At 39.9% G+C, this 25,193-nt stretch carries 20 protein-coding genes; 3 read left to right on the top strand and 17 right to left on the bottom strand.

Annotation, left to right across the window (positions count from 1 at the left end; genetic code table 11):
• Nucleotides 1-182 precede the first annotated feature (182 nt).
• The gene (locus tag HMPREF2813_RS08950; RefSeq protein WP_014550767.1) at nucleotides 183-395 is read right to left on the bottom strand and encodes a hypothetical protein; all 213 of its coding nucleotides are present in this window, start codon (nucleotides 393-395) and stop codon (nucleotides 183-185) included.
• Between the two features lie 263 nt (nucleotides 396-658).
• Between HMPREF2813_RS08950 and HMPREF2813_RS08945 the strand changes: the two genes are divergently transcribed.
• From HMPREF2813_RS08945 to HMPREF2813_RS09730, 3 genes are all read left to right on the top strand, one after another.
• Nucleotides 659-1,150, top strand: coding sequence for a hypothetical protein (locus tag HMPREF2813_RS08945; RefSeq protein WP_014550768.1), 492 nt, complete (start codon nucleotides 659-661; stop codon nucleotides 1,148-1,150).
• Nucleotides 1,151-1,153: 3 nt separating this feature from the next.
• Nucleotides 1,154-1,246, top strand: coding sequence for a hypothetical protein (locus HMPREF2813_RS08940; RefSeq protein WP_005656638.1), 93 nt, complete (start codon nucleotides 1,154-1,156; stop codon nucleotides 1,244-1,246).
• A gap of 334 nt (nucleotides 1,247-1,580) precedes the next feature.
• Nucleotides 1,581-1,832 (top strand): phage antirepressor Ant, encoded by a 252-nt coding sequence (locus tag HMPREF2813_RS09730; protein ID WP_005652702.1) that lies wholly within the window; start codon nucleotides 1,581-1,583, stop codon nucleotides 1,830-1,832.
• Between the two features lie 578 nt (nucleotides 1,833-2,410).
• Here the strand turns inward: HMPREF2813_RS09730 and HMPREF2813_RS08925 are convergent.
• From HMPREF2813_RS08925 to HMPREF2813_RS08850, 16 genes are all read right to left on the bottom strand, one after another.
• Complete coding sequence (locus tag HMPREF2813_RS08925; RefSeq protein WP_228840863.1) at nucleotides 2,411-3,502, bottom strand: site-specific integrase; 1,092 nt, start codon at nucleotides 3,500-3,502, stop codon at nucleotides 2,411-2,413.
• A 314-nt stretch (nucleotides 3,503-3,816) separates the two neighbouring features.
• Nucleotides 3,817-4,581, bottom strand: coding sequence for a hypothetical protein (locus tag HMPREF2813_RS08920; RefSeq protein ID WP_065245523.1), 765 nt, complete (start codon nucleotides 4,579-4,581; stop codon nucleotides 3,817-3,819).
• A gap of 3 nt (nucleotides 4,582-4,584) precedes the next feature.
• Nucleotides 4,585-5,118 (bottom strand): hypothetical protein, encoded by a 534-nt coding sequence (locus HMPREF2813_RS08915; protein WP_065245524.1) that lies wholly within the window; start codon nucleotides 5,116-5,118, stop codon nucleotides 4,585-4,587.
• A gap of 9 nt (nucleotides 5,119-5,127) precedes the next feature.
• Nucleotides 5,128-6,300: a hypothetical protein gene (locus HMPREF2813_RS08910; protein WP_233775018.1), complete on the bottom strand. Its 1,173-nt coding sequence runs from the start codon at nucleotides 6,298-6,300 to the stop codon at nucleotides 5,128-5,130.
• Complete coding sequence (locus tag HMPREF2813_RS08905) at nucleotides 6,284-6,652, bottom strand: hypothetical protein (protein WP_065245525.1); 369 nt, start codon at nucleotides 6,650-6,652, stop codon at nucleotides 6,284-6,286. Before HMPREF2813_RS08905 ends, HMPREF2813_RS08910 begins: the two co-directional genes overlap by 17 nt.
• Nucleotides 6,653-6,665: 13 nt before the next feature.
• A complete protein-coding gene (locus HMPREF2813_RS08900) occupies nucleotides 6,666-7,487 on the bottom strand; it encodes a hypothetical protein (protein WP_065245526.1) in 822 nt (273 codons plus the stop codon).
• Nucleotides 7,488-7,542: 55 nt separating this feature from the next.
• On the bottom strand, nucleotides 7,543-8,007 hold the full coding sequence (locus tag HMPREF2813_RS08895) for an enoyl-CoA hydratase (RefSeq protein WP_070647071.1): 465 nt from the start codon (nucleotides 8,005-8,007) through the stop codon (nucleotides 7,543-7,545).
• On the bottom strand, nucleotides 8,004-8,606 hold the full coding sequence (locus HMPREF2813_RS08890) for a hypothetical protein (RefSeq protein WP_042593382.1): 603 nt from the start codon (nucleotides 8,604-8,606) through the stop codon (nucleotides 8,004-8,006). The genes HMPREF2813_RS08895 and HMPREF2813_RS08890 overlap by 4 nt, the downstream gene beginning before the upstream one ends.
• Nucleotides 8,607-8,617: 11 nt before the next feature.
• Nucleotides 8,618-10,696 (bottom strand): tail fiber protein, encoded by a 2,079-nt coding sequence (locus HMPREF2813_RS08885; RefSeq protein ID WP_261673699.1) that lies wholly within the window; start codon nucleotides 10,694-10,696, stop codon nucleotides 8,618-8,620.
• A gap of 118 nt (nucleotides 10,697-10,814) precedes the next feature.
• Nucleotides 10,815-12,800, bottom strand: a complete 1,986-nt coding sequence (locus HMPREF2813_RS08880) for a hypothetical protein (protein ID WP_065245528.1) — start codon at nucleotides 12,798-12,800, stop codon at nucleotides 10,815-10,817.
• Nucleotides 12,800-13,189, bottom strand: coding sequence for a hypothetical protein (locus HMPREF2813_RS08875; RefSeq protein WP_041175181.1), 390 nt, complete (start codon nucleotides 13,187-13,189; stop codon nucleotides 12,800-12,802). The genes HMPREF2813_RS08880 and HMPREF2813_RS08875 overlap by 1 nt, the downstream gene beginning before the upstream one ends.
• Nucleotides 13,189-13,623, bottom strand: coding sequence for a hypothetical protein (locus HMPREF2813_RS08870; RefSeq protein WP_041175180.1), 435 nt, complete (start codon nucleotides 13,621-13,623; stop codon nucleotides 13,189-13,191). The genes HMPREF2813_RS08875 and HMPREF2813_RS08870 overlap by 1 nt, the downstream gene beginning before the upstream one ends.
• Nucleotides 13,624-13,675: 52 nt before the next feature.
• Complete coding sequence (locus HMPREF2813_RS08865) at nucleotides 13,676-14,671, bottom strand: N4-gp56 family major capsid protein (RefSeq protein ID WP_013527644.1); 996 nt, start codon at nucleotides 14,669-14,671, stop codon at nucleotides 13,676-13,678.
• Between the two features lie 24 nt (nucleotides 14,672-14,695).
• A complete protein-coding gene (locus HMPREF2813_RS08860) occupies nucleotides 14,696-15,550 on the bottom strand; it encodes a hypothetical protein (RefSeq protein WP_065245529.1) in 855 nt (284 codons plus the stop codon).
• Nucleotides 15,551-15,615: 65 nt separating this feature from the next.
• Nucleotides 15,616-15,810 carry a hypothetical protein gene (locus tag HMPREF2813_RS08855; RefSeq protein ID WP_005672701.1) on the bottom strand — a complete coding sequence of 65 codons (195 nt, stop codon included), beginning with the start codon at nucleotides 15,808-15,810 and terminating at the stop codon, nucleotides 15,616-15,618.
• 86 nt (nucleotides 15,811-15,896) lie between these two features.
• Nucleotides 15,897-25,145 (bottom strand): MuF-C-terminal domain-containing protein, encoded by a 9,249-nt coding sequence (locus HMPREF2813_RS08850; protein ID WP_143413362.1) that lies wholly within the window; start codon nucleotides 25,143-25,145, stop codon nucleotides 15,897-15,899.
• Nucleotides 25,146-25,193 lie beyond the last annotated feature (48 nt).

The raw sequence follows: 25,193 nt of genomic DNA, 5'->3' as shown, positions 1-25,193 counted from the left end.
ATGATAGATGAAGTGTGTTTTGAAATGGCAGACATAAAACAAACGAGGTTCAAATATGGAAAAAAAACAAGAAAAAAGCCTGTCAGATTCTGATAAGTCAAGAATAAAACAGGCTGTTTTGGAAAGCGCCGCGAAAAATACAGGAATGTCACCTGATGAGATTGCAGAATCCTTATGTAGGGCTATTTACCTGATTGATTCTTATAAGCATTGATGATGTGAGACGAATCAATTTCATCATCTAACGTTTTCTGAAATGTTTCAGATAATGAATTGATAAACTCTGCAATACCCCTTGCGGTTGTTAGATCAATATTTCTTTGATAATGAGAGTTGGTTCTCAAAATGTCTCTAGCCATGACTAAGGCTATTTTATCAGCCGTTATCTTTTTCATAGTATTTCCTCATAAATTGTTGTTATGGCGGAAATATTATATTCCTCGTTGTTGTGGAAAACAAGAGGGCTTGAGCCTTACAAGCATAAAGAAAGGCACCTTATTCTAGACAAAATCAGCATAGACTGATTGCACTACTCCACTGACCGCCTGAAAAGTGCGGTCTTTTTTTTAAACATTTGACACCGCTCCTGCTTCGAATTAGGATAGTACTACTTTCAACAGCCTCTTTTAGAGGTTTTTTTATACCCAAAGCGTGGAATATGACAGAATTATTTATTAAATCTGAATATCATTCAATTCCTCATCAATTTGCTGAATTTCGTGTAGCAAATGTTGATTATATTATTGATTTCTCATCGGATAATGATGTGATTGAAAGCCTCTTTTCTTTAGATGAACGCTTAGTGCCGCTATTAAAAAATCGTAAAACATACAGTGTCAAATTTGGCGTAAAAGAATACTACGAAAGCACCGATCCAAGTATCGATCTATACGCTCCACCAATCAATCATCAGCTAAAGAAAACCGATATTCAGCATTTAAAAGAACAACTTGAAACATTGCTCTATAAGCACTATTTAATTTACCAACCTGAATGTTATTTTTTCATCGCTGAACGCCCCTCATTGAGCCGAATGTATCAAAAAATGTGCGACAATCGCCATCCACTTATGATAGACTTTCAACCAATCGGGCAACTAGGCGAAAACTCTGATTGTTTTATTATCAAAAGCCCAAACTATAAGGAGTAAGCAATGGCAGAAACTAAACCCAGTGCAAAAGAACTTAAACGTCAAGCTATGCTTGCTTCACGTTTAGCTTACCAAAAAGCAAAAAATCAATCATAAAAATCCGCCCCGAAAATTCGGGGCTTTTTATTTGACAGCGCCCTCACTTCGGATTAAGATACCCCCACTTTCAACAGAAAGTCAGGATCGCAGTCCTGAATGATTAGAGCAGTGAAAAAGACAGTCGCTCAAAAGCGACTTTTTTTATAGCCGCAAAACAGCAAATCTACCTTTTCCCCAAATTTGGTGAAAAGTCCAATGATGAACTGTTTAGGAGGATCGAAAGATCCGCCGTTTTGCTCTAAGTACGGTACTGCGAATCCTATTCAGTTCATCACCAACTATTCGCAGTGGTTCGTGATGAGTTTTAAAACTTAACTTAGAGTACATCACAATGACACACTTAAACTTAATTCCTGTTTTTAATGGCTTAATCCAAAATCAACCCGTTCAACTTTGCAACGCTCGTGAACTTCACGCATTCGTAGAAAGCAAACAGCAATACACTGATTGGATCAAAAACCGCATCAACGAATATGGCTTCATCCAAGATGAAGACTACCTCGTCATTACCGAACGCACCAACGGACGCCCACGCAAGGAATATCACATCACCCTCGATATGGGCAAAGAACTCAGAAATTAATTGCACCATTTAAAGCGTCTAATCAAATGAACTGGGAAAGAGCGAAAAACCTTATCGCCCAATAAAACACCACAAAATCCGACCGCACTTTTTTAAGCCTGCGGCGGATTATCACGCCTAAAATCCGACAAAAGGAACAGAAAATGAACAAATTAATCATTACGCTCGTGTGTGCATTTGTAGTGTATATGGTGCACGCCCTAAACCTTAATCAAGACTTTGACGGCAAAATCTGTCATGCCGAACAGACACAACAATATTAACGAACCACCGCTCTTATGGGCGGTTTTTTATTGGAGGAAATATGGAACCAATTAAACTTTCGCAGAAAGCCGAAGAAGAAATTGTGAATACGGCAAAAATGGCGGCGTTATCTAATTTGACCGAGAAAAGCCAAAATTTAATTACACTTGAGGATATCGCAATATATTTTGGGCGACACTATCAAACCTTTGCCAAGATTATTTCAAAACTGCCTAATTTTCCAAACCCGTTACAGTCGATCAACAAAATTCTCGCCCACGCTATATCGCAGGCGAAGTTGTTCGTTGGGGGCGGATTAATGCTAAACGTATTAGCTAATCAAGTAATTCCGCCACCTCCGCCATATCAGGGGCATAATAGACATTTTGTAAAATCGAAATATCTTTATGCCCAGATATTTTGGCTAATGTCATCACATCTACTTTTTTAGATAGTCTAGTCAATGCCTCACGCCGTGTGTCGTGAAAATGCAAATATTCTCGCTCGGCAAGTTTTTTGAGTTTTCGGAATGTTGCATCAAGCACATTAGACTTAATATCAAAACATAATCCCTCATCCCTTATCTCGCCTTTTAACCGTTCTAAAATAGCGATTGCATTTTTAGTCAATGGCGCGGTTCTTGATGTACCGTTTTTTGTCATAGGCAAAAATGCAGTACGTTTCTCAAAATTCACATTATCCCAACTAAGACTACAAATCTTCCCTGCTCTCATTGCAGTTTCAACGGCAAACAACATAGCTGCAGCCGTTCTCGCTTTTGCAGTTTTGAGCGTATCAACATATCCACTGATAGCCACAATAGCATTAATATTTTCTTCCGTTACTCGCTGAGTTCGAGGTTTCCCTTTTTCGGGTAATTGCATGCCGACCATTGGGCTTTTTTGTATATACCTCCATCGCTTAAGGGCAATTTTGAATATATGACCTATCGTAGATAATTCACGGCGCACACTTTCACTTTTTACCGATTCCAATCTCTCCGCAATCCAATCCTCAATATCTCTCCGACTCACATCAGATATATATTTATCCGTAACTGGATGGCGCAAAAAGCGATTCAGCCGATTAAATTCGTGCTTTTCTCCACGTTTTGTTGGCGTAATTTCGTTCAAATACCGCTTAATAACATCAGAAAATAATGTATCAGGTTGCAATCCTTGCGCTTGCAATTCTATTTTCTTTTCCTCTTCCGCACCCCATTTCATGTTGCATTGGCGTAATCGATGCATAAAAATACTTAAAAAATGGCAATATTTGAGGTTGGGATTGATGATGAATTTATAGCGGATATGAACGTAACTTATTGATTTTACTGGTTGAAATGCATAAAAGAAAAACCCCTGACCAACGATCAAGGGTTTGTATGTGGTGCCTAGGGTCGGACTCGAACCGACACGTTTATTCAACGGCGGATTTTGAATCCCATAATTTATCAGTAAAAAATACATTAATTAATAATTAAATCAAAGACTTGCACATCATTTTATTTTTTTCTATTTGTATGTTTTTCCCCTCTTTTTTATATTTTAAGTCAAAGTTACGTCAAAGTTTAGTTACAATGTCACTCTATTCCAATTGCATACAAATGAAACTCTACTTACGATAGGTTAAGTTATAAGAATAAATAACGGCAGAATTACCCGCCGTTTATCTTAAACTCTATCAGGCCAAGGACAGGAATTGCCTCATTGCCTTTTATTTTATGAAAACTACCGTACTTTTAGAATGTGCGTGGAATAAAAGTTGATGATTGATACTGCGTGCGTTTTTGCGCCCAATCTTTAGCATCGGCTGATGCTTTGGCAAACTGCAAATGAGCGGCGTCTTCACTTTTTTGTCTTGCAATATCTGCCGCCTGTTGTGGAGTGAGATTGTTTACATCAATCATATTGCGCACAGGAGGAGCGACAGAAGATTTAACATCCTCAGCTACCGTTTCGCGCTCCACTGGTTTCGGATTGTACAAATCCATATCACCACCACCGGTCATATAAAGCGCTTGCCCCATCTGGCCAGCCCCCTTAAATGCAGCGATTGTATCAGGGCGTTTAAGATAATTATCGCGTTCAGCAGAAACAGCATTGATTCTTGCTGCAATCACATTTTGTTGCTCTTTATCTTCTGTTGCAGACAATTTTTCTTGCAAGGCATGTATTTGGCTATCATAAATACCAAGAGTTTGAGTTGCGCCGAGAAGATTTTTTTGTGCTTCTGATTCTCCGCTATGAGAATAACGCGCTGAAATTCGAGCTTTTGCAGCCGCCGCTGAAATCTCATTACGGGTTCTATGATCTTCAAGCTCAAACTCGTGCTTGTATTTTTTATCAAGCAATTCACTATCAAAAGCACGTTGTTTGTCGGCTTCTGCCGTTTTCCAATCTAACAACTTTTGCGTTTCTTCATCTTTCCACCCTTGCTCAACATTTTTGACAATACCAGTTCCCAATCCTTGTGTCATCGCACCTAAAATTCCACTCCATCCCATAAATTATGCCCCTTGTTGCATTGGTTGTGATTTACCATTTTGCACTTGCGCACGGCGTTGGCTTTCCATTTCAGATACCTTGTTGATCATATCAACGTATTGCTGTTCTTCTTCCTGAGGTAACGCACCGTGCGTTGCTTCGCCAAATTGCTCAAGCGCATTCATTAAAATATCAATCAATACATCATCAATTTGCTCTTCTGGCACACCAACTTGCTGTAATAATTGCATAGCTAAATCTTTAGCAACTTGCATCATCACTTGTGGCGGAATAGTTTTGCCATTTTGTTGCGCGGCCTGAAGATTTGAAATCATCGCTTTTGCGACTAAATCTGCAATACCTTCTTCTGGCCCTTTTTCTTGAATACGCTGTTGCGCAACATTTGCGATGGCATTAATGGAATTTTGCATCAACATTTGATACATCTGCGCCATACTTCCCTGTTGTTGTGAACCTTGTGGATTTTCGACCGCACTTTGTTCTGTTGTCTGTGGTTGTGATTGTGATTGTTGTGTCATTGAATCTAAAATGCCCATGAATTTCTCCTATGATACGATGATATTTGCCCAGTAATTTCTTAGGTTAGGAATGTCATTCGTTTTGACCTGTTTATCAGGCTCTATATTTTGCATACGATTATGCATAGTGTTCAGTATGCCTTTTGGTTGTGTATTGTCACTACGTAAATCACGCCCAGCCATAAATTCTTTATAGGCTTGACGTTCTTTTTTAGCTAATTCATTTTGTTGTGCGATATGGTTATTTAATGCGTTAGAGTTAAGCGTCTCTGTTAAATCACGTAATGATTTTGTCATCGTGTCTTTTTTGTTGATCGCTTTACCTAATAAACCAATCCCAGACGCCAGCATCGCACCAGGAGGCCCTAAAGCAGATAAACCGACTTGTGCAGCACTAATACCTCTATCGATCCATTTATCGTTCGTTTCATATTTTTCCTGAATATTCTTATAAGATTTATCGATGAAATCTACTCTTGTATCGTAATACGCTTTCCCCTCTGGAGTGAGGCTATCATAATACGCTTGCTCTTGGTTGCTTTTGAATTGTCGAGATAAATCCCCAACGTGGGAAAGCCCAAGATTTGCCGCACCTTCAGCAATTTTGCCAACTGGAGTTGTTGCTACCCCACCCACCCCACTAAAAACGCCTCCTACAGCACGACCAATTAAGTTCAATTCTTCGCCTCGTTTAAGACGGTCGTGACTATTAATGGTCGCCTGGTCTCGAACGGATGAATATTGGGGATCGCTTGACCATGCATCGCCGTTATTTAATGTCATTGAACCACGTATGTTTCTATCAAATATAGAAGGAGTGCGTTCAGAATAAGGCGCATTGGAGTAACTTTTTCCAAATAAACCGCCAGTGAGTGTTTTCTGATCTTTTTCAGGAACGACGGTGCTCATTTGCCCATTAGAAAGCGAATGATATTTTTCACTAATTGTTCGGCTAATTGCGCTATGACCACCACTCCAACTAGAGTTATTTCTTCGCTCATTAAATGCATCAGTATAGACTTTGTCTTTTCCATATCTAGATTTATGGTCATTCCATCTATCTGACGTACTGCGATAACTATCACTACTGTTATCTTCTCGCCAACCACCTCCACCGGAAAATGATGAATCAGAATCACTAGCTCGCTCATAGCCAGCTTTTTCCATTGACTCACCAAAACTATCATGCAACTCTGCCATTGTTAGCCCCTTTAGTTTCAGAACGTTTCTTCATTTCAGTCAAAATACCGCCATTTGCCAATCCAGGAGAATCATCCACTGTCAAACTTTTATACGACCAATCCGCATCTGGTACGGCTGAATATTTTGATTTCATCTGATCTTGCAGATTTAATAACTCACGTTGCTGATTGATCAAATCTTTACCAGCTTGTTTTTGCGCAAAGTAACCACCGGCACCAGCAATAACATTACCGATAATATTACTTGCTGCTTTATGGTTGTCCATCCAATCCATTGCACTTCCAGCTGTTTCCCCCAGCCATTTACCAGCTCCACTAATTGCATCCCATGCACCATCCCAAAACACCATAACCTTTCTCCTCTTAACTAATTTGAATTGACGGAACACCTAAGCTAGGAAATGACGACCAGTTTTGTCGCGTGGTCGGAATTCCCTGCATAAACTTACTCATAAATTGAATCTCTGAATCTCGACTTGCTTTTAGCTGCTCAATAGCCTTTGTTTTATCCTCAGCTTTCATATTCGAGTTATTCAAGATCGTGGCTATTTGCGCATCGAAGTTACTGGTGATTTGCATGGTGAAATCAATGGATTTACCAATAGTGTTCGCCGCAACTTGTGCATTTAAGTTCTTCATCTCATTTTGATGATTCAAATTCGCCATATCTTTTTGTTGTTGCCGTTCAAGTGCAGTTTGAGATGCGGTAAACTGATTCTGCGTCTGATTCAATCTGCTTTGATTGTTATAAGCTAGGTCAGATTGTAATTGCGCCATTCCACGCTGATGACCGCGTTCTAATTCAGCCTGCGATGCGGTGAATTGATTTTGTTGCTGATTGAGCTTACTTTGATTTTGGAAATTTAAATCAGCTTGTAAGCGAGTTTGTTTTTCCGCAAACGCATTTTGCGTATCTTGGCTTGCAATTGGCATTGCCGCATCAAGCATTGCACGTTGAGCAGATTCCACTCCAATGGTTGAATTTTGCAAGCCGCGATTTGCGGCAAGACGCTCACCTTTAGCAGCAGCGCTATTCATTAAAAGCGAATTGCTATTTAATAAATTAGAAACATTCCCTGCCATTGTCTGTGATGTATCTTTTGTCGGAGATTGAGTGGAAATTGTTGGGGCTTGCGGTGTTTTAGTTTTATTCACCGCATCCGTCATAGAACCTAGAATTGACATATATTCTCCTAAAAAAAAAGACCGCTTATTTCGCAGCCTCTTGTTGAAAATTTATTTAATTATTACTTACGGTGGTAAAAGCAACAGCAAGCTGATTCGGACTAAACCGCCAACCCTCATCACTATTTTTAATTGCATTAAAACACCATTCGCTACAGAAAAACTTACTTCGCTTCTGTTTAAGACCCAAAACAATTCCTAGCGCACCCCACCAGTCATACCTCATGTTTTTAGTTTGCTCGAAATAAGCCTTAATCCGCTCTTCCGTTATGTTTTGCAGTTCAATTAAATCCCACTTCTCATGTTCTAAGTACATGATCTTACTACGTACTCCACCATCTCGTATTGATGACGAATAGCAGACCTTAAAACCTTTATTTACGACAATTTCACAATGGCTATATAAACCTTTAGTAAGCTTACGAGTTAACCAATCTGATAATCGAGCCAAGATCGCTTTAGGTGTCCAGCCTGTTTTCTTGCCTTTATACAACGCTAAATAAACCTTACCTTCCGTCATTGTTGCGCCTCCGCTAATGCTTTCATTTTTCTGATAATGTCATTATGAATTTGCTGTAATTCTTCTTCACTCAATTCTTCGTGCTTGAGCTCATACTTACGCATACGCTGCACCGCGAGTTGTTCTTGCAGTGTTCGTAATCCTTCAGCCTGTTTTAAAATTAGCAATGTTGCTGATTTATTATCAAGTCCTGCGACAGTTGCAAAACTTGATATATAGATGCTTACTTCACCAGTAAAATTCGCTTCTTTAAATGCCAGAGCTACAGATTCACGTTCTTTGTATTCCTCGGCAAATCGAGTCCACTTCGCACTAATACTAGCTGCTGTATCATCAATGCTATCAACTAGTCTTTTAATGAGTTCACGCTTAATTTCAGTTTGCTTCTCCTCATCAATAACCCAGCTATTTCCATTCCATATGTGTAATTCTGTTGGTTGTCTATCAACTAGAATGTATTGACTTTTAAAATCAATAAGTTGTTTAGTCTCAAGCTCTGATTCGTTTTCTACTTCCATTTCCACAAAATCATTTAAGTTTTGCGGAATAGGGAAAATTTGATAACTATTCAAATTTTCTTTTAAAAAATAGACTTTCATTAATCACTCCTTCATCGAATATCAATACGTTTTACAAAACGACCAGCAAGATCTTGAATTTGTATTGCTGTACCGTTTCTATCAACAGTCACAGCGAATGTCTTGACTTCTACATAATTCAAAAATGAACCATTACGGGGAAATCCTCGTACTTGACGAACATCAAGCCAATGAACTCCGCCTCCTGTTTTACCTTCAATTTCTGCACCCACTTCAAAACTGACGAGTTCAATATCGTTATTATCATCAAGCCTGCGCCTTTCTGATGATTGAAGATATAAAATTAACGTTTTACCGAAGCACTTCTCTGATATATCAATTCGCCCAGAACCCACGTTACCTTGCCAGACTGTTTTTAATGTGCCAATTTGAGATAAATTCTCTTTTGCCTGCAAAAATTGCTGATTTATATCAGCTTTTGCATTGGTGATTTCTCGCAAAGTTGATTGTTTATTCTCTTCTATTTTTTGTTTAACACTCTCAGATAACGCTTGCATATTTTGCGCAAGTGTACCCGCATCTAAAGCCCCAGCATTTTCAACAACGCCGAATGCTTTAACCCAGAATTGCACGTCATCAAATGTGTTTTTTGCTTTGATGCATAATTTGAGGATTAATGATTTAGGGCGAGTTTCATTTCCACCTGTTGCCATTGGGCTATCTAATAGCGGATGCATAAATCCATTATCACTGAGATTATCATCAGTTGTAGTTGCAGTGCGTAATCGTGAATCTATAACTGTTTTCGTTTTGTCATAAAAAATACTACTATCAGATGAATCAGCCCAGTGTGTTCTAACTTTATGTACGTGCTTTTTAATTTCGTCACTTTGTGTCTGACCGATATTTAATCCATTCCCTGTATTTCTAATAAATCGGTCTTCCGCAAGTGGTACATTTGAAATAGAGCTATATTTATCAACAAGATATTGATATAACTCTGGGTAATTTTGCTGTGTGACTGTTGAGCGAATGCTATCAAAGGCAATCCACCCAGAAGGGATATTATCCACGGCAAAATAAGCCGTCATCCCCACATCACTACGAGTTAAATCAGGAAGTTGGTTGCTGTTGCCCAAAGTGCGGTATAAATCGGGGAAGGTTTGTTGGCTGAATGTTGAACCATCAGCACGTAAAAAACCAACGGGATTGGTTACCGCACGGGGAAATGACACTACGGCACCTAAAGGTAAGCCTTTTTTAGCAGCCTCTCCTACCGCATATTCGGAGGCAAATTTGTTTTTATCTGCTCCATCTGTTTTGTGCGATATTGGCAAAATACCTGGCTCTGTTTCTGTCGCTGATTTTGCTGTCCATTTTGTATTAGCAAGCTCTTCGGCTTCCACACCTTTATCATAAGCCGTCTTAACCGCTTTTGATGTTGCTACATTATTTTCGTCGTTGCTATTGACTGCGGATGATCGTTTGTTAAGAGGGATATAGTTATTTAACGCAAGCTGCACCGTCGCAATCAGTTGCGCGAGTTTTTTACCCGCTTTTGCAGTGAGTGCAAGAGATTCACTTTCAAGGCCAGTATCATTGGTTAAGCGAACCACTCCTTCGGTATTAATGTTTGAGCGTGGTACATTAAGTACCTTGGCATAATCAACCTCTCCAACGGCAAGACTTTCCGCTTTTTTGGCTGCTTGCGTCGCTTCCTCTGCTTTTTGTGTAGCAATAGTCGCACTTTGTGTTGCAGATGATTCCGCACTTGCTAAATTTACGGCTAATTGTGCTGCTTTTTGTGCATAATGGTAAGCAGAATATTTTTCATCTAAAACAACTTCATTTTCAGGATTAGATGCCCATTTACGCGCCATATTTTCTGATTCATCCGCAGATTGACTGCTTGATAATGCAGAAGTCGCAGCTTGCTGAGCCGTTTGTGTATTGGTTGCAGTGATTTGGGTGTTTTTTGCAACCTCTTGCGCGGCTGATGCAACTTGTTGTGCTTTTTTGATGACATCATCACGTGCATTATTCACACTTGCTTCTGTTTCCGTTAGCATTTTGAATGGAACAGGATGATCTGGGTCGCTAGGTTCGGGAATTAATGGACTGGTTGCAAAGCCTTTTCCATCATCACGCATTGCTGGAATACGCTCAAAGCTCGCTTGGATGGCATCAAATTCATCAGAAACTGCCGTGCCATCTGCCTTTGTGTAAGGGGTAAATTGATGGGTGCGTTGATACCACGTTCTTTTTTCATCAGACACGATAATTTCTCCGAGTTATGTAGTTGAGAATAAGCCCACTGATTTCAAATTGTGGGGAGTAAATAGATGAACCAGAAAATGACAGTGCAATATTGCGACTATAGCCAGATAAATAGAATGTTGGTGTAGAATAATCTTCCGCTGACCACAGGAAATCATTCCAAAAGGAATCATTCCAACGCCCGCCACCGCCAGCGATTTGCAAATCCTTACTCAATGTTGATGCATGGTAGTTAGAATTGTAATCAAGATCGAAACGATAACTTAATTTAGATTTTCCCTCTGTAGTCGCTTGTAATTCTGAGCTATGCCAACTTTTAATCAATGTTGGCGACCCACAATGGTTAAATGCCATTTTAATAATCCAATCAATTGGCTTTCCCGAAAAGGAATAACATTTATCAGATTGGCGATATACCTTACCGTCATCAAAAGCCAAGTAAACTTGTTCAGGTGATTGCCATACCCCACGTAAAATCTCAGGATAAGTAAAAAATGTACTCCGTGTTGAGCCATCAGCTTGTAACATCATACAAATATGACGACCTTCTTTGGAATAGAACCGAATCTGATTTGATTTCGGTTTTGTGGAAGTATAAGCAATGTTGTAATGTTGCTTGTCGAAACCTAGTTTACGATTGGCATCTACTTCACTTAATCGAAAATCGCCAAATTGCTCGGTTTGATCGATGCGTGTAATACCATTTTTACTAATAGCTAAAGGAACGAATGTTGTTTGTAATGTTTCAGGTACAATGCCGATAGAAGAAACTTCTTTTAAAACCCAATCATCACGCCCTGAACCATAAAGCCCCGCTATTTTATTGCGGCAACCAATAATTAATACCCCGCCAACTGTGGAAGAAAGTGCAGTGATTTCATCACCTAACCCCAATTGTTCAGAACCGAGTAAAACTGACCATTGGTTAGGACGCCCCACTAAAGAATGTCCTAATTGCCCACCTGGGAAAGAGGCAAATAAGTGATTTCGGTGTGCACAGATATATTGCGGATTATTACTATTAACCAAAATTGGAACAATTACCCCATTTGGCCGCACTTCAATTATTTGTTCTCCATTACAGCCGTAAGCATAAAATGTATCTGCACCACCATAAAAATTGTGATAAATAAAGTGCCAAGACAATCCTTTTGATAATTTGACTAACTCGCAGTGCTCAATGGTTGCAACAGTCTCCCCTTTTATTTGTAAAGGTTGATTTTCAATAACCGATTGAGAGAGAACCACGTAACCAGATAAATTATCTGGGGCAAGCGTGACTGAATGGATAATCCCACGACTGCTAGCGGATATAAACTCAGCACCATTCAGTAAATTCTCAGGTTTTACCACGTTTTTTAGTTTAACTAGATAGGTATTCGGTATGGCTGACCATCCTTGACTTGAGCTGATAAATCCACCGCACTTTTCTCCGTTATCTCGAAAGGCGATGACTTCGTTATTGAGTTCTAGTACGCCACGAATTGGGTTTTCTCCTGGTACGGTAAGCACATGGTCTACGCCCAATTGAAAAGCGGTCGCACGGTAGCGTAAATCATCTTCTAACTCTCCTTCTGTAGAGCTATGCACGTAGTGAGCAGTGAAAGATGTTCCCTCTACGCTAAAAACATTGCCATTGGCTAAATTTAATGGGCGTAATGCTGCAACAACAAGTTCTTGCGCTAACACATCAATAATTTGATAACGTTTTCCTTGATGGTTGAAGGTTTTATTAAGAAAGGATTTATCTTGAGGAATTTCATTAACCACTAATACTGCATAATCCATCTCAGAAGGAATCATTTCTCCGTCAATGCATTCATAACCTTCAATGCGTGAAAAACCCCCACCATAATTAGGTTGCACATTTAACGCGATAATCGCTTCACTGTTCGCCTTTGCAATCGGTGGCGTAGTTAAATCCATGCCACCGCTGATGGCGATAAATTGTGATTGAATTCGTGGAAGTTGTGACATTATTTGCCTAATGATGGAGTGGGTAAGAATCGTTCGCAAAGCAAATGAAGATATTTATCCCATTCATTTTGCCCGCGGATAACTAGCTCTTGCGCATTTTGTGACAGGGCTTTACTTTGCATAGCGTAATACACAATCGCCACGTGGAATTGCTTAGGAATAAATGGTGTATCAGAGGACGCTTCTAATTCTTGAAGATTATCACTATCAAAACCATTTTCCCAAAATCGCTTGTTCCACGGGCGTAAAGATTGAATATCTAACCATGCTTCACGAATAGCATCAACATACTCAAGGTTACGACCAGTTTGATTGGTAACATTATGCGGGCCTTCGCCTGTATCGTTCATTTCACGACGTAACCGTTGAGCAAGCTGCAAGTAATTCATTAGGCATCACCTAATACAGTAATTGAATAGCGAGGAGCAAAGTATTCGCTATAAGTACCGTCTTTGTTTTGTTCAAAGCGATGTTCGCCAGCTTTAGAAAGTAAAACATAAACAGATTCGGGTACGGAAACTTCTTCTCCGCGTTTAATTAATATATCCAAATCATTAAGACCAACATACACATCACTGTTGTCAGTTTCACTTGGTGCAATGATAATGCGCACACGTTTAGGCAAATCAGCTGGAGGCATTTCTTTTGACTTGTTTCCTGTTGGCATATCGGGGCGCACCAAACCACTGGAGCTTTCAAAATCAAGAATAGCTTGAACAAGCTCTTCTTTCTTGCCATCTTTTTCCACGCCACATTGTTCGCGTAAATGCGCAACCAATTCTTCTTTTGTGGCTTTTTTCAGATCAATAAATGGATATGACATAGGTTTCCTCATAAAAAAAGAAAGCCCTCACGAGGAGGGCTTGAGTTTCAAATTAAAGTGCGGTTGCGGCAACTTCCAAACGAACTAACCACGCATCATTTAAGATTTTACCAGCCCACCAAGTTTTCCAACCAACGGAACCAGTTTGGCCAAGTTCATCGCCTTTTTCAGCTTTACCAGGATTGCGTACCAAAATTTGTGCTGCATCTTTGCCTTTCAACGGGCAAACTGCATAGGCTTCTTGACCAAAGATCGCAATTTTGTACACGTCCGCATTTGAACCACCTGTAGATAACACTTTACCAGTAGCAGATGCACCTGCATTTGCTGTTGGGGTAAGCAATGGCGTGGTAATAAAACGCACATTTTCTACCGTACCGAACTCTTGTGGAACGATTGGCTGACGAGAGCCATATTCAGCAACTGAGGTAAAGCCTGGCAAATTGCGAATATCCGCTTCCAAGTCTGTGTGGCAAACAGCAATATAGGCTGCTTCAATCGGTTTAGTACCGTATTTGATTGAACCATCCAAAATATTAGTTTTTTTCTTCGCACGGTTGCGTTGTAATTTACGCACTGCCGCACGTACGTGTTCTAATTTCAAAGCTGTATTGACTTGTGAAGTTGCTGAACCATTAGCAAAAATCACGTTAGTACCACCGCTGATTGCCCCCCACGTTGCAAGCTCAGTGGTTTCTGCTGCTTGCTCACCAGAAAGCATGGTCATGTCGGACAATACAGGATCTTCGTGAGTATCTTGAATCACATCGGTGATTTCAGTCCACGCACCAAATTGTTGTAAACGGCATTCCACATCTTCATACACCATTTTTTGGGATTCAGGGCGAACACCTTCAGTTAATGGAGTTAAAGCTGGTGCAAACGGTTTTGGACGGCGGAATTTAATCACTTGGGATTTGTTTTGTGGGATTGGTTTGGTTTGACCAAGTTTAGTCAAAATCAATACCGGTTCAGCATGAGCTAACATTTTAGCTTCTGCATACACTTGTGTGCGTTGGGAAATATCCGTAGATTTAGTTGTAGCCATAATAATTTTCCTCAAATGAACTAACTATCGCTGCTTAGCAAATTGAGCAGCTAATTGATCGAATAACGCATCTTCATCAATTTCATCACCGCCTTTTGGCGCACTGCGCCCCGTTGGGAGAGACATGGCGGATAATTGTTGAGAGCGTTTATTACGTTGCTCAGTGATGGAGGATGTTGCACGTTTGTACTCGTTGAGTAAATAAATCGCATCTTGCGGATCGTCAGAGCTAAACATTGCTTTAACGCCATTTGGTTGCGTATCTACCCAACGATGGAACATAGGGTCGCGCAAGATATTATCTGCATCAGGAACGGCTTGAGTGACTAAAGAAATAGAGGTATCAAGTTGTTGTTGCGCAAAATCTTGAACGTTGGCTTCCACCATTTGAGCGATTGGGGCAGAAACATCTTCAAGGCGTTTATTTTGTCCGGCAATAATGCGGGACAATAACTCTGCAACTTCAGGATAATCAGCACGCAAACTTTCCAATTCTCCATCAAAGGAAGGTTGGTTTTGTTTGAGCTGTTCTAGAGCGGCTTGTGCTTGTTGATATTTCTTTGCGAACGCACCAGCACGACCACGATGAGATTTAGCCATGTGTTCGTAGCGTTCTTTGTCTGCTTTCATTGAGCGGAAATGCTCTTTCACTTCGTCAGTGGCATTTGCTAACCATTCAGGCTCTTCCTCTTTTGCTTCCGGCGTTTGCGGGTTGCTTTCTTGAGGAGGATTTTCTCCACGCTGATCGGGCGCAGGCTGATTGTTGTCATTTGCAACAGGCGGCTCGTTGTCGGCAGTTAGTCCACCTGATTCAAGTTGATTAGCGGCTTCGTCAAAAGCGGCATCAGCATTAAATTCTACGGTGTCTTGATTTTCCATGTATTACCTCTTTAAGCAGCATAAAGCGGCTTGTGATAATGCGTTAATAAAAAAGCCCGCTGAAATTAGCGGGCCTGTAATGTTGGGTCGAGTTCACCAACAAGATCTTGCAGTTCTTTGATTCTTCCTCTAAGAACATTGTATTGTTGCGGCGTTAAACCTTCACCGCATAAATCTTGTTTATACTCAATAATTCGAGTATTCAGATAAATAATCAGAGATTTTTTATCTGCTTCATTTTGCAATTTTAGTTTCTGCATGAAAACTCCAATAAAAAACCGAACTGTATTTCTACAATTCGGCTATTGTGGGAAATTCTACTGCAAAATTTTTTATTGTCAATAGATTAATTTGTGTTCAATCCCTCCATTATACGGTATTTACGTAACATTTTTGCTTGTACTCTGCTCATATCTTTATTGTAACGCTTAATGCCATTCTCATAAGCAATTGCGCTAATTTTGCCTGAGCGTAATGCACGAGTTAGATTAGCTTTTTCACTTCTTGCTTTCTTAACAATACTCTCTTCTTGCTCATGGAATTTAATTAGTTTCATCTTGTTGGCATCTAACCAATCACCTAACTCATTGCGTTCTTTGCGAGATTTGTATTCTTTATAAACACTTCCAGCCTCTTCGCTTGCCTCATAGTAACGGCTTTGAATAGCAAATTCGTTTGTTGTGCCAATGAATTGATTTAAGAATGGCGTACGTGCTTTTCTTCCAAGCTCTTCACGATTAGGATTTTCCACAAATACAGTATTCAACTCTTTAAGACTACCAAGTATTGAGCTATAACCATCAAACAAGTTTTTAATTTGCTCAGGGTGCATATCAATACCCATTGTATCGTTTAGATTAATCGCCACATCTTTCCAAAATTGAGCAGTTGTCGCCTTAGATTGTTCTGCTTTTAATTTATCATCACGCACATAGTTAGTTGTGATCTTATTACCAAAAGCAGATCGATTTACAACATTTTGCATTAATGGTTGAAGTAATGTCGGTGTTATTGTTAATGCAGCTTTTTCCATTGGGTATTTTGCTGCAGAAATTTCACTTGGACTAATAGGTGCAAAAGTTTTCAAGGAGTGTGCTAGCATATTCGTCCCCGCCTCAGTCAATGAAATATCACCAACCGCTCCTTTTACGATATTCGTAGCAAAATTCCATGCCATTTGCGGCATACCAAACCCAACGGGGAATTTGAAATAATAACCATCACCAAGTGGAAACGGGATAAAACGTGTAATATCGCCAAGTTGATCCATTTTATTCCCCCCTTCATCTTCATCGTCCATAGAGCGTAAAACGGTGTAAAGCGCAGTCATCCCTGCAAGGTAGGCGGCAAAACGATACTGACCTTTACGTGTGGATAGATAACGCATTAAATTGGCCGCGCCCATTACAGCGGGTTGCGAGAACATATACAATGCTTTGATACCGCGCATTTTTGAACCAGTCTTGCGGAAGTTGGTTAATTCTAGCGTTGTTGCGGCCGCTTGCTTGCTATCTACACCATTCTCAACTAAGGCCTTATAAGCGGCAAGCGCAGAAACTGTATCAAAGGTTTTATTATACCCTTCTAAAATATTGCCTACTTTCTCTAATTTATTTGACAATGGGTTGTTTTCTTTTTTCAGTCTTTTTATTAAGTCGGTTTCTGTCTTATCTAAGTAAGCACCATAGTTTGATACTCCCCCCTCTTTTAGAAGTTGTTTTAACATCCGCTCTGCAGGCACGCTATCACGCAATTCTTGTCCGAACCCTAATCGTTTAGTTGCTTGCCATACTTCCTTATCAGCCAGTGCATTTTTAATGGTATCACGACCGATTTTATCCATTGTTTTGCTATCAACTAGGCGATTATTTTTATCGTAAAGTTTTTGCACTCGGATAAATTCTGATTTTTCCCAAGTATCACGCAACATATTCATCGGCGCAAAAGTGACAGTCCATTGTGTAACACCTCGAGCATACCATCCTGTCGGTTTAGAAATGACTTTCAAGAAAGCATTGGCGTGTTCAACGTTGTCATTACGCAATGATTCCATCACTTGAGTTGGCAATTCATACTCATAATAATCACTGCCTTCTTTACGGATAAGCACGTTGTCGCTTGAGCGTGTTAAGCCTTGCATTTTGCGTTTGCTAATACCTAAATTTGCAGTTGCTTGTTCTCTTGCCTCTGCATCAGAATAGCCTTTATCTTTCAATAAAGTCACTTCTGTTTCGAACAAGTCATCAATTCTAGATTTAAACTCAGCAAAGCCGGCATAGGTGGTGGATTTACCGATTGACTTCCAAACAGCATCAATCGCATCTTCAGCCTCTGAGTTTATACGACCTTTCAATGCTTTATCTCGAGTTATATTAAGCGCATTTGAGCTGGCACCTGAGATAATATCAACATCTACATCAGCATTAGGATCACCAGTTAAAGGAACATAATGGCGATTTGATTTGTATTCTTGATATTCTGATTCAGTATATCGACCGCTTGCACGATCAATATCTAATCTTGATTGATTAAGATCGTAAACCATCTCAGCAATTGATTCTAAATTAGATTTACTAATACGTTGTTCAGTATTCTTCATAATCAATTCAGCTTCCGGAATTGACCAACCTCCAGCGACCCCAACTTTAAAGCGATTACCTTTGTTTTTATAATCTGTGTTGTAAATATCAGACTTACGGTTATCGTATTGCTCTTTTGCTTTTAGATAAGCCTCATTTAAGCGACGAACTTCTACACTTGTACCGTTTTGTCTAGCGTTATCCAATAAGCGTTTTGTATCACGCATTACTTTTTCATCACGATTTAATAAATCAATGTTTTTCTCAATAGAATAGCGAGCCGAAATCCAGTTACCGACTAATCGTTTCATTGTTAATTCATCGATCGGATGTTTGCTTTTCTTGGTCTCTTTAGATAAAGCGGCAATTTTAGATAGGATAGGTTTTAAATACGCCTGTTCTAATTCTGAATTTAGTGCATCACGTTTACCCTTGGCGGTGTACATCGCATCTTTCAATCTGCGTTTTTCGTGATCTCGACTGCTCGTATTCCCTGTTTGATCTTCAAGATGCATTGAATCAATCCAGTCATTCACTGGGCGCAAGCTATCAGCGAACCATTCATCCACTTTGCCCACTACCCGATTAAAGCGCTCTTTAAATCCTGAGAAGTCTTTGGATTTTAAGTTATCCCATACACTAGGCTCACTGTCTGCTACGCCTGTCATTGCTAAATCAAGAGCGGATTGCATTGTATTTGCACGAGAGAATAAAATATCCCCACCACGCTCTTCATCTAATTGATTTGTCGCTTGCTTAATTGCTTCAATTCTTGATTTAGGATCAGTAGAATCATAGGTAAAGATTTTCACCCCTGATTTTTCCAATACATCATAGGCATTTTTAGCAAGATTATCAGGAACAACAGCACCAGCAAAGTTACTGAATTGTGTAATATCTTTAGCCTTACCCTCAAAGTATTCAGTTGGCAACGCTTTGAGTTTATTCAAAAACGTATCAACCGCCATTCTATTTTCTTGAGTGTCTCTGATGCCGGCATAGCCAAATGCTTTTGAAGTGTTTTCATCCACCGCATTCCATAGCACATCGTAAATATCTAAAGTGCTTACACCTAATTTGTTCGCTAATAAATCTCCCTCTTTTTTAAGAGTATTTTTTGCAATTTCAAATTCTTCTTTAGATACGATTCGATGTTTATTAGCTTGAATATCAGCAATGGATTTAAACTTAGGCGTAACGGCCGCACGCACGTTAGGCATTCCATAATTAAATGATTCGCCGCCTCGTAAATCTTTTTTTAGTTTTTTCACAACATTTTCAATGGTATGCGCAACGTATTTATTGCGGCCATGACCATCTGTACCATTCCAAATTTTCTCTTTAACTGGTATGGTTTCAACGATACTATCAACATAATCACGGAAAGCATTTTCATGCTCGCTAACTGCCTTGCGCATATTTGATAATGTTTCGACTGAATCTAATACTTTTTTAGATTCTTGTAATTTCAACCCCTCTTTTACTCTTGATTCAGCGAATGTGCGAACAGCATATTTATCCCCATCCAAGGCTTGTTTTGCACGAACAATAACATTCTTGAGCGATGGCGATGGAGATACTCTACCCTCAATATCTTTGATGTAATCCTTGATAAATTCTCTGAATAATCCCTCAAATTTATCCGCACTCTCGATGGATGAAATATCTTCCTCGCTGATGCCGGCTTTAATTGCTTTTTGAATGGACGGATAATCAGCGTGTACGCTTTTCGGAATATCTTGATGGGCTTTTTTATACGGAATATTCTGCTCTTTTAAGAATTGATATTTAACGGCATCACTATCAAGCATAGCTTGTCTTGCGCCGGTATCTTCTAGACCTTGAGTAAAGTAATAATCAAAACTTCCATCTCCAACCTCTTTAGCAGCTTTCTCAAAACGGTTAAATAATACATTTTTATCTTTAGCTGAATACTCATAGCTAACTCGAGGATAGCGAGGAGAATAAATATCGCTGCCGAAAACTTGAGCTTTATTTACACCTTTAGGATCAATATAATCACGACTACCAATTAAAGTGACTTCGCCAAAATTGGTTAATGGATTGCTTTGTTTTGCTACTGCAACAGATGCCAGTGGCAATCCTCCCATTTTATTGGCGTGCATAATGCCGTCTGCGCTGATGTTGTGTGTGACAATTAAATCTCGTTGATATTCTGAATCGCCTTTTCTACTAAAACGAATATCATCATTCTCGCTTGAAAATACCCCCGTATTAGAGGATGCTGATTTAATTTGATTGGAGTTGAAGATAGCTAAGTTTTTAACTCCGTCCTCATTTACATAAAAACCATCAAATCCCAAATCTTTGATTGATTCAATGATTGTTCTATCCTCTATCCGTTGCCATTTACCTTTTTTTATTTCACTAACGGCGCTAGAACTCAATCCGGCTCTCGCCGAAAGTTTCCCAACGTGTTTTTTGTTAGTGTAATCAAAAGGATTTTTGGCGGAAATAAACAACGGCATAACATTTGCACCATCAGCAAGATCTCCACTATTTTGCGTTACAAACTTATCAACAAATTTCGGATCGTCAGATACAAAATGAACACCTCTATCATTGCTAAATACGTTAAAACTATTTAATGTGCCATGATAAACCACTAACGGCTCGCCAGTTTTAGGATTCACAACCTTGCTTGCATTTTCAGGATCGTTTTCCCAATCACCGAACCAGGCTTTAAACTCAGGCGAGCGAACTTGTTTCCATTGATGAAAAGTAAGTTCGGTTTCGCCATTTTCCTTGGCTTGGTTGTAGAGTTCTTCGGTGAGGTCTTCATTACGGCTAAAGCGTACGTTACCGCTTTCATTAAAATTTCCAACCGCACTTTTCTTAATATTAGCGACAAGATTCAATACATCCTCATCGGAGAATTGTGCGGCACGTTCGGCACCAAAGATTTTTGATAAGAATTCTTTAATTCGTTGTGCGGTCATTGCTAACCATGATTTAGTTGATTGTCTTTGACCTTTTTTAATCTCTACACCGTAACGGCTTTCAAGCTCATTCCATTTGCCGGTTTCGTGTGCGGCCATCACTTCTGCAATGGCCTCTTCAATCGCCACTGCACGATTGGTTGCGGCTAAATCATCTGTATTTTTACGTTGGACTTGAATCGCATCGGCAATTTTACTTACCATTTTATTTTTACCGACTTCAGTCATAAGGTTGTCATAAGTGCCTTTGTAGCCAACATTGATTCCTCGATGAGCCATTTCATGCCATGCAACGAACTGTAAGCGTTCGTCTTTGGTCATGGTTTTTGTCGCTTTAATGCTGTCGGCGACAATAGTGATTTTGCCTGTTTTTGGATTGAACCAACCCTCCACGTCAGAAGTAATTAAATTCTTCACGTCTTTTGGCGGGTTAGCAAAGGTGGTCACTTCGATATGCTGTGCGGCTTTACCAAAAGTTTTATTGATTATCGCTTGCACACGTTGAACTTCAGGACTAATGGAAGATTCTTGATTGTTTTTTGCGCTTTGATATTGACTTAAATCAGCTTCGGTCTTAATATTAGACACAGAAAGGTTATCTACGCTAGTGAGCGACGATGGCAATTGAAGCCCAGCAGTCCTAGCAAATTGATAACTTTTTATGGAGTTAGTTTCTGATAATGGTGATCGCAATTGAAGCGTAAGATTATCTAAGAAATTGGCTCCTTTTTTCTTATTCCAATAAAGCAAGTCATTTTCTAATCCGCGTTGAATTTGCGAATTATTTCGTCCATATACACTAGCAATATTAATTAATTCAATTCCTTGTGAAGTCTGCTTTAAATGCAAGGCTGAAACAACAGGCTTGTTGATTCCATTCACATTTTCCATTAACTCTGTTAAAACCACATAACCATTTTGCTGTGTGCTTGATTTCATTACTGCTACAGGATCATTAATTTGTTTTGGTAGCTGTTTTAATGTATCAGGTGTAACATTATGTTTTCCTAACATTATCTTTTTCAATACTGCACCACTGATCACCACATTAGCATCAGGAAGACCCAGCATCTTCAATACGCTAGGAGTTGTGCCAACATCAATAATTTGCGATGAAAACTTACCATTGGCTACATAATCCACTGCTTTCGCAAAATCAGAATCAGCCGATTCATTAAGACTTAATCGAATATCTTCATCAACATTCTTCGCTTGCTGCAATGAGCCTAATTTATCGAATGCCATATCACCAAAAATACTGGCTTGTGATAGATTGCCCTGTGTTTTAGCCTGATCGAAATATGCACCTAACACTTGCGCAATACGCTTTCCACTACGGCGATTTTCATCAAAGATGGTTAAGATTTCTCTTGCTTCCGGCGATAAATCCCCAACAAAATCTTCTTGAGCAAGATAATCATTGATTTTGTAACCTTGTGCATTGAGCTGATTGTATTTTTCTACCGCTTGAATAATTTCGTTGGAAATGCCCACGTCAGAAAGCACGCCTGAATTAATATCTTGCTGAGTTTGAGCCACTTTGGGTGCCAGTGCGGTTAGAGCATTAAGTACGTTTTTAGCTCCTTGGTCAGTATTCTCAATCAATCTTGATAATGTTTGACTATCGCCATAGGCTTGATAAAGCATTGCATTACGAATACGTTGAACGCCTGTTTGGCTCAAATTGCCTTTACTGTCTAATAATTCATTTCGGAGGTTTTCTGGCTGATTTTGAATAAATTGACGAATGAATTGCTGATTGTCAGTAGAATTAATTTCACTGTGTTCATCGGCAACAAAAGAATCCATACTTGGCAAGCGGCGAGCATCGACTTTCGCTTGCTCCAATTCAGACATACGCATTCCACCTTGCTCGTTGGAATTAATTGCGACTTGTGCAATATCTACTGGCGAAGTTAAGCGGCGAACAAGCACAGGGTTTTCCACGGCATCTAATTCAGCTGAATCAACACCAAAACGATCGGCATTATCTTTTAAGAATTGTCGATAACCTTCTGCACCGCCTTCTTGATAGGCTTGGCGAAGGGCCATTGAACGACCGTTACCAGCAATGATAGTTTTACCGTCTAAAGCAAGCAGTGGCGCACCAATATCCATAGTTGGACTTGCGGCCAATTTACGCGGATCTAAATTACGCGCAATGTTGTTAATTTGTGATTGGCTTGCTGTTCTGTCACGATCGCGGAATTGGTTGTCATCTTTTTGTTGCGTAGGGGAAAGTGTAGTCGCATCTACCACTTCATATTGGAAAGGCTGATAGTTTCCATTGCCCACATCAATTTCATCGCTCACGCCCTCAATAACTCCCTCACGACTCGTTGGTGCGATATTTGCCTCAGATTGTAGGTTGCTTGTCGGCGCATTAAAGTGCGGTTGATTTTCACCGTATTCTTTCGCTTTTTCAGCATAATCTTCTAGCCATTGGCGCATCGCTTTTCCATCTTGTGGATTGATACCATACTGCTGTGCAATATTGCGTACTTCTGTCAATGCTTTTTCTGTTACGTGATCTTTTTTCGCTTGTTCATCAGAAAAAACCATTGGCGTATCCATAAATTCATTCGCACGAGAAAGATTATTATTGCGAAATTGCCCTAAGATTGAGTGTAATTCAAGTGCACGTTCTAATTTAGGATCAACTTGGAAGGCAGAATTTACATCTTGAGCTTGCTGGGTATCTTCTCCAAAGAAGTCTGATTCAAATTTTGCTTTTGCTTGTTGCTGTGCCAATGCATCTTCCGCAGCTTGTCGCGCACGTGCATTAACAATACCGGCATTATTTAAAGCCTGAACACGACTTACAGAAACAAGATCGCTCAATTCCGTTGCACCTTGATTGAGCATATCTACGTAGTTTCTTAATTGACTATCTACCGCTTCATTACCAGTATCAATATGGTTGAGTAATACGCGTTTTTGTTTATTAAATACACGTTGTTCCGTATGTGCGTCCAATCCACCCATTGCCGAGCCAAACACGCCGCCAAGCACCGCACCATTGATAGCATTGTCAGCCATACCTTCGGTTAAATCTTTATTCGGATTGTAATAGTCTTTCTCTGCTTTATTTAGCGCATACTGTTCCGCAATACCTTGAACTGCTTCCGTCCCCCCCTCAACCATTGCACCTTTCAATAAACCACCTTTGATGGTTTTCGCTGCGCTACTTAGCCCTAAAAAACCACCACCAAGACCGCTTACAGCATTTGTCACTAAGTCAGTAGCGATTGCGGTCGGATTTAGTGCGGCTGCACTCCCCACCTTATCAGCAAAGGAGGATTTAGCTAAATCATAAATTTCCTCAACTGTTTTGCCTTTGCCTTCTTCACTATCAGCAATCTCATAATACGCATCAGAAAATTGGGGAATTTGCGCAAGCTGTTCATTGCTCATACCCATCACTTCATCGCGTTTTTGACCGTAACGACTGCCACCCGACATTGCGGACATTACAGCAGTCACGCCAACCATATTCCAGTATTTTTGAGGAATACCACGTTTAGCGGCTTGTTCTACAGCTGTTTTCCCTACTTGTTCAGCCGCTTCTTTTTTCAAGAACAATTTACCGGCTTGTTTCACACCGAATGTGGCGACTTTACCCGCACCAAGTGTTAAAACGGTATCAAGATTTTGACCAATCAATGAGCCAAGATTACCAGCCCACCAACGAATATTGCGCACACCTTGATCTTCTCCATCGAACGCATTTTGATTAAGCGCAGTTTTCATTTCATCAGACATAGTTGCAAGGTTTTCATCCGCACCTTTTGCCGCCCAATCGCCCACATCGTGCAACCAATCCATTCCAGTTAAAGCACCTAAACCATGCGCAATGTCGCTCGCCCCCTTCCAAGCCCCCATTTGTACCGCATCAATGGTATCTGCAACCAATCCTTGTTGCTCAGGCTTTTGCTCAGCCATCGGCATATCGACATAAGCACTAGTAATATCATTTTTCTTTTTACCACTTGGATTGCCGGTCATAATGCCGATCATGTTGTCATATTCTTTCTGCGGGAGGTAAAAGTTACTCATTTTATTTGCCCTTAAATTGGTGATAAAAAAAGACCGCACTTTTTAAGT

Origin of the sequence: Haemophilus sp. HMSC066A11 (assembly GCF_001811665.1) — a bacterium.
Classification (GTDB): Bacteria; Pseudomonadota; Gammaproteobacteria; order Enterobacterales; family Pasteurellaceae; genus Haemophilus; species Haemophilus influenzae.
Note: the sequence above shows the minus strand (reverse complement) of the source record. Positions and strands in the feature narration are given on the sequence as shown.

What these genes read in the sequence shown, in the direction of transcription:
- HMPREF2813_RS08940 (WP_005656638.1), top strand. Translation starts at nt 1,154, where the DNA reads ATGGCAGAAACTAAACCCAGTGCAAAAGAACTTAAACGTCAAGCTATG.
- HMPREF2813_RS08945 (WP_014550768.1), top strand. Translation starts at nt 659, where the DNA reads ATGACAGAATTATTTATTAAATCTGAATATCATTCAATTCCTCATCAA.
- HMPREF2813_RS08855 (WP_005672701.1), bottom strand. Translation starts at nt 15,810, where the DNA reads ATGCAGAAACTAAAATTGCAAAATGAAGCAGATAAAAAATCTCTGATT.
- HMPREF2813_RS08915 (WP_065245524.1), bottom strand. Translation starts at nt 5,118, where the DNA reads ATGGGCATTTTAGATTCAATGACACAACAATCACAATCACAACCACAG.
- HMPREF2813_RS08900 (WP_065245526.1), bottom strand. Translation starts at nt 7,487, where the DNA reads ATGTCAATTCTAGGTTCTATGACGGATGCGGTGAATAAAACTAAAACA.
- HMPREF2813_RS08920 (WP_065245523.1), bottom strand. Translation starts at nt 4,581, where the DNA reads ATGGGATGGAGTGGAATTTTAGGTGCGATGACACAAGGATTGGGAACT.
- HMPREF2813_RS08895 (WP_070647071.1), bottom strand. Translation starts at nt 8,007, where the DNA reads ATGACGGAAGGTAAGGTTTATTTAGCGTTGTATAAAGGCAAGAAAACA.
- HMPREF2813_RS08885 (WP_261673699.1), bottom strand. Translation starts at nt 10,696, where the DNA reads ATGCGTGATGATGGAAAAGGCTTTGCAACCAGTCCATTAATTCCCGAA.
- HMPREF2813_RS09730 (WP_005652702.1), top strand. Translation starts at nt 1,581, where the DNA reads ATGACACACTTAAACTTAATTCCTGTTTTTAATGGCTTAATCCAAAAT.
- HMPREF2813_RS08910 (WP_233775018.1), bottom strand. Translation starts at nt 6,300, where the DNA reads ATGGCAGAGTTGCATGATAGTTTTGGTGAGTCAATGGAAAAAGCTGGC.
- HMPREF2813_RS08880 (WP_065245528.1), bottom strand. Translation starts at nt 12,800, where the DNA reads ATGTCACAACTTCCACGAATTCAATCACAATTTATCGCCATCAGCGGT.
- HMPREF2813_RS08905 (WP_065245525.1), bottom strand. Translation starts at nt 6,652, where the DNA reads ATGGTGTTTTGGGATGGTGCATGGGATGCAATTAGTGGAGCTGGTAAA.
- HMPREF2813_RS08865 (WP_013527644.1), bottom strand. Translation starts at nt 14,671, where the DNA reads ATGGCTACAACTAAATCTACGGATATTTCCCAACGCACACAAGTGTAT.
- HMPREF2813_RS08875 (WP_041175181.1), bottom strand. Translation starts at nt 13,189, where the DNA reads ATGAATTACTTGCAGCTTGCTCAACGGTTACGTCGTGAAATGAACGAT.
- HMPREF2813_RS08950 (WP_014550767.1), bottom strand. Translation starts at nt 395, where the DNA reads ATGAAAAAGATAACGGCTGATAAAATAGCCTTAGTCATGGCTAGAGAC.
- HMPREF2813_RS08860 (WP_065245529.1), bottom strand. Translation starts at nt 15,550, where the DNA reads ATGGAAAATCAAGACACCGTAGAATTTAATGCTGATGCCGCTTTTGAC.
- HMPREF2813_RS08870 (WP_041175180.1), bottom strand. Translation starts at nt 13,623, where the DNA reads ATGTCATATCCATTTATTGATCTGAAAAAAGCCACAAAAGAAGAATTG.
- HMPREF2813_RS08850 (WP_143413362.1), bottom strand. Translation starts at nt 25,145, where the DNA reads ATGAGTAACTTTTACCTCCCGCAGAAAGAATATGACAACATGATCGGC.
- HMPREF2813_RS08890 (WP_042593382.1), bottom strand. Translation starts at nt 8,606, where the DNA reads ATGAAAGTCTATTTTTTAAAAGAAAATTTGAATAGTTATCAAATTTTC.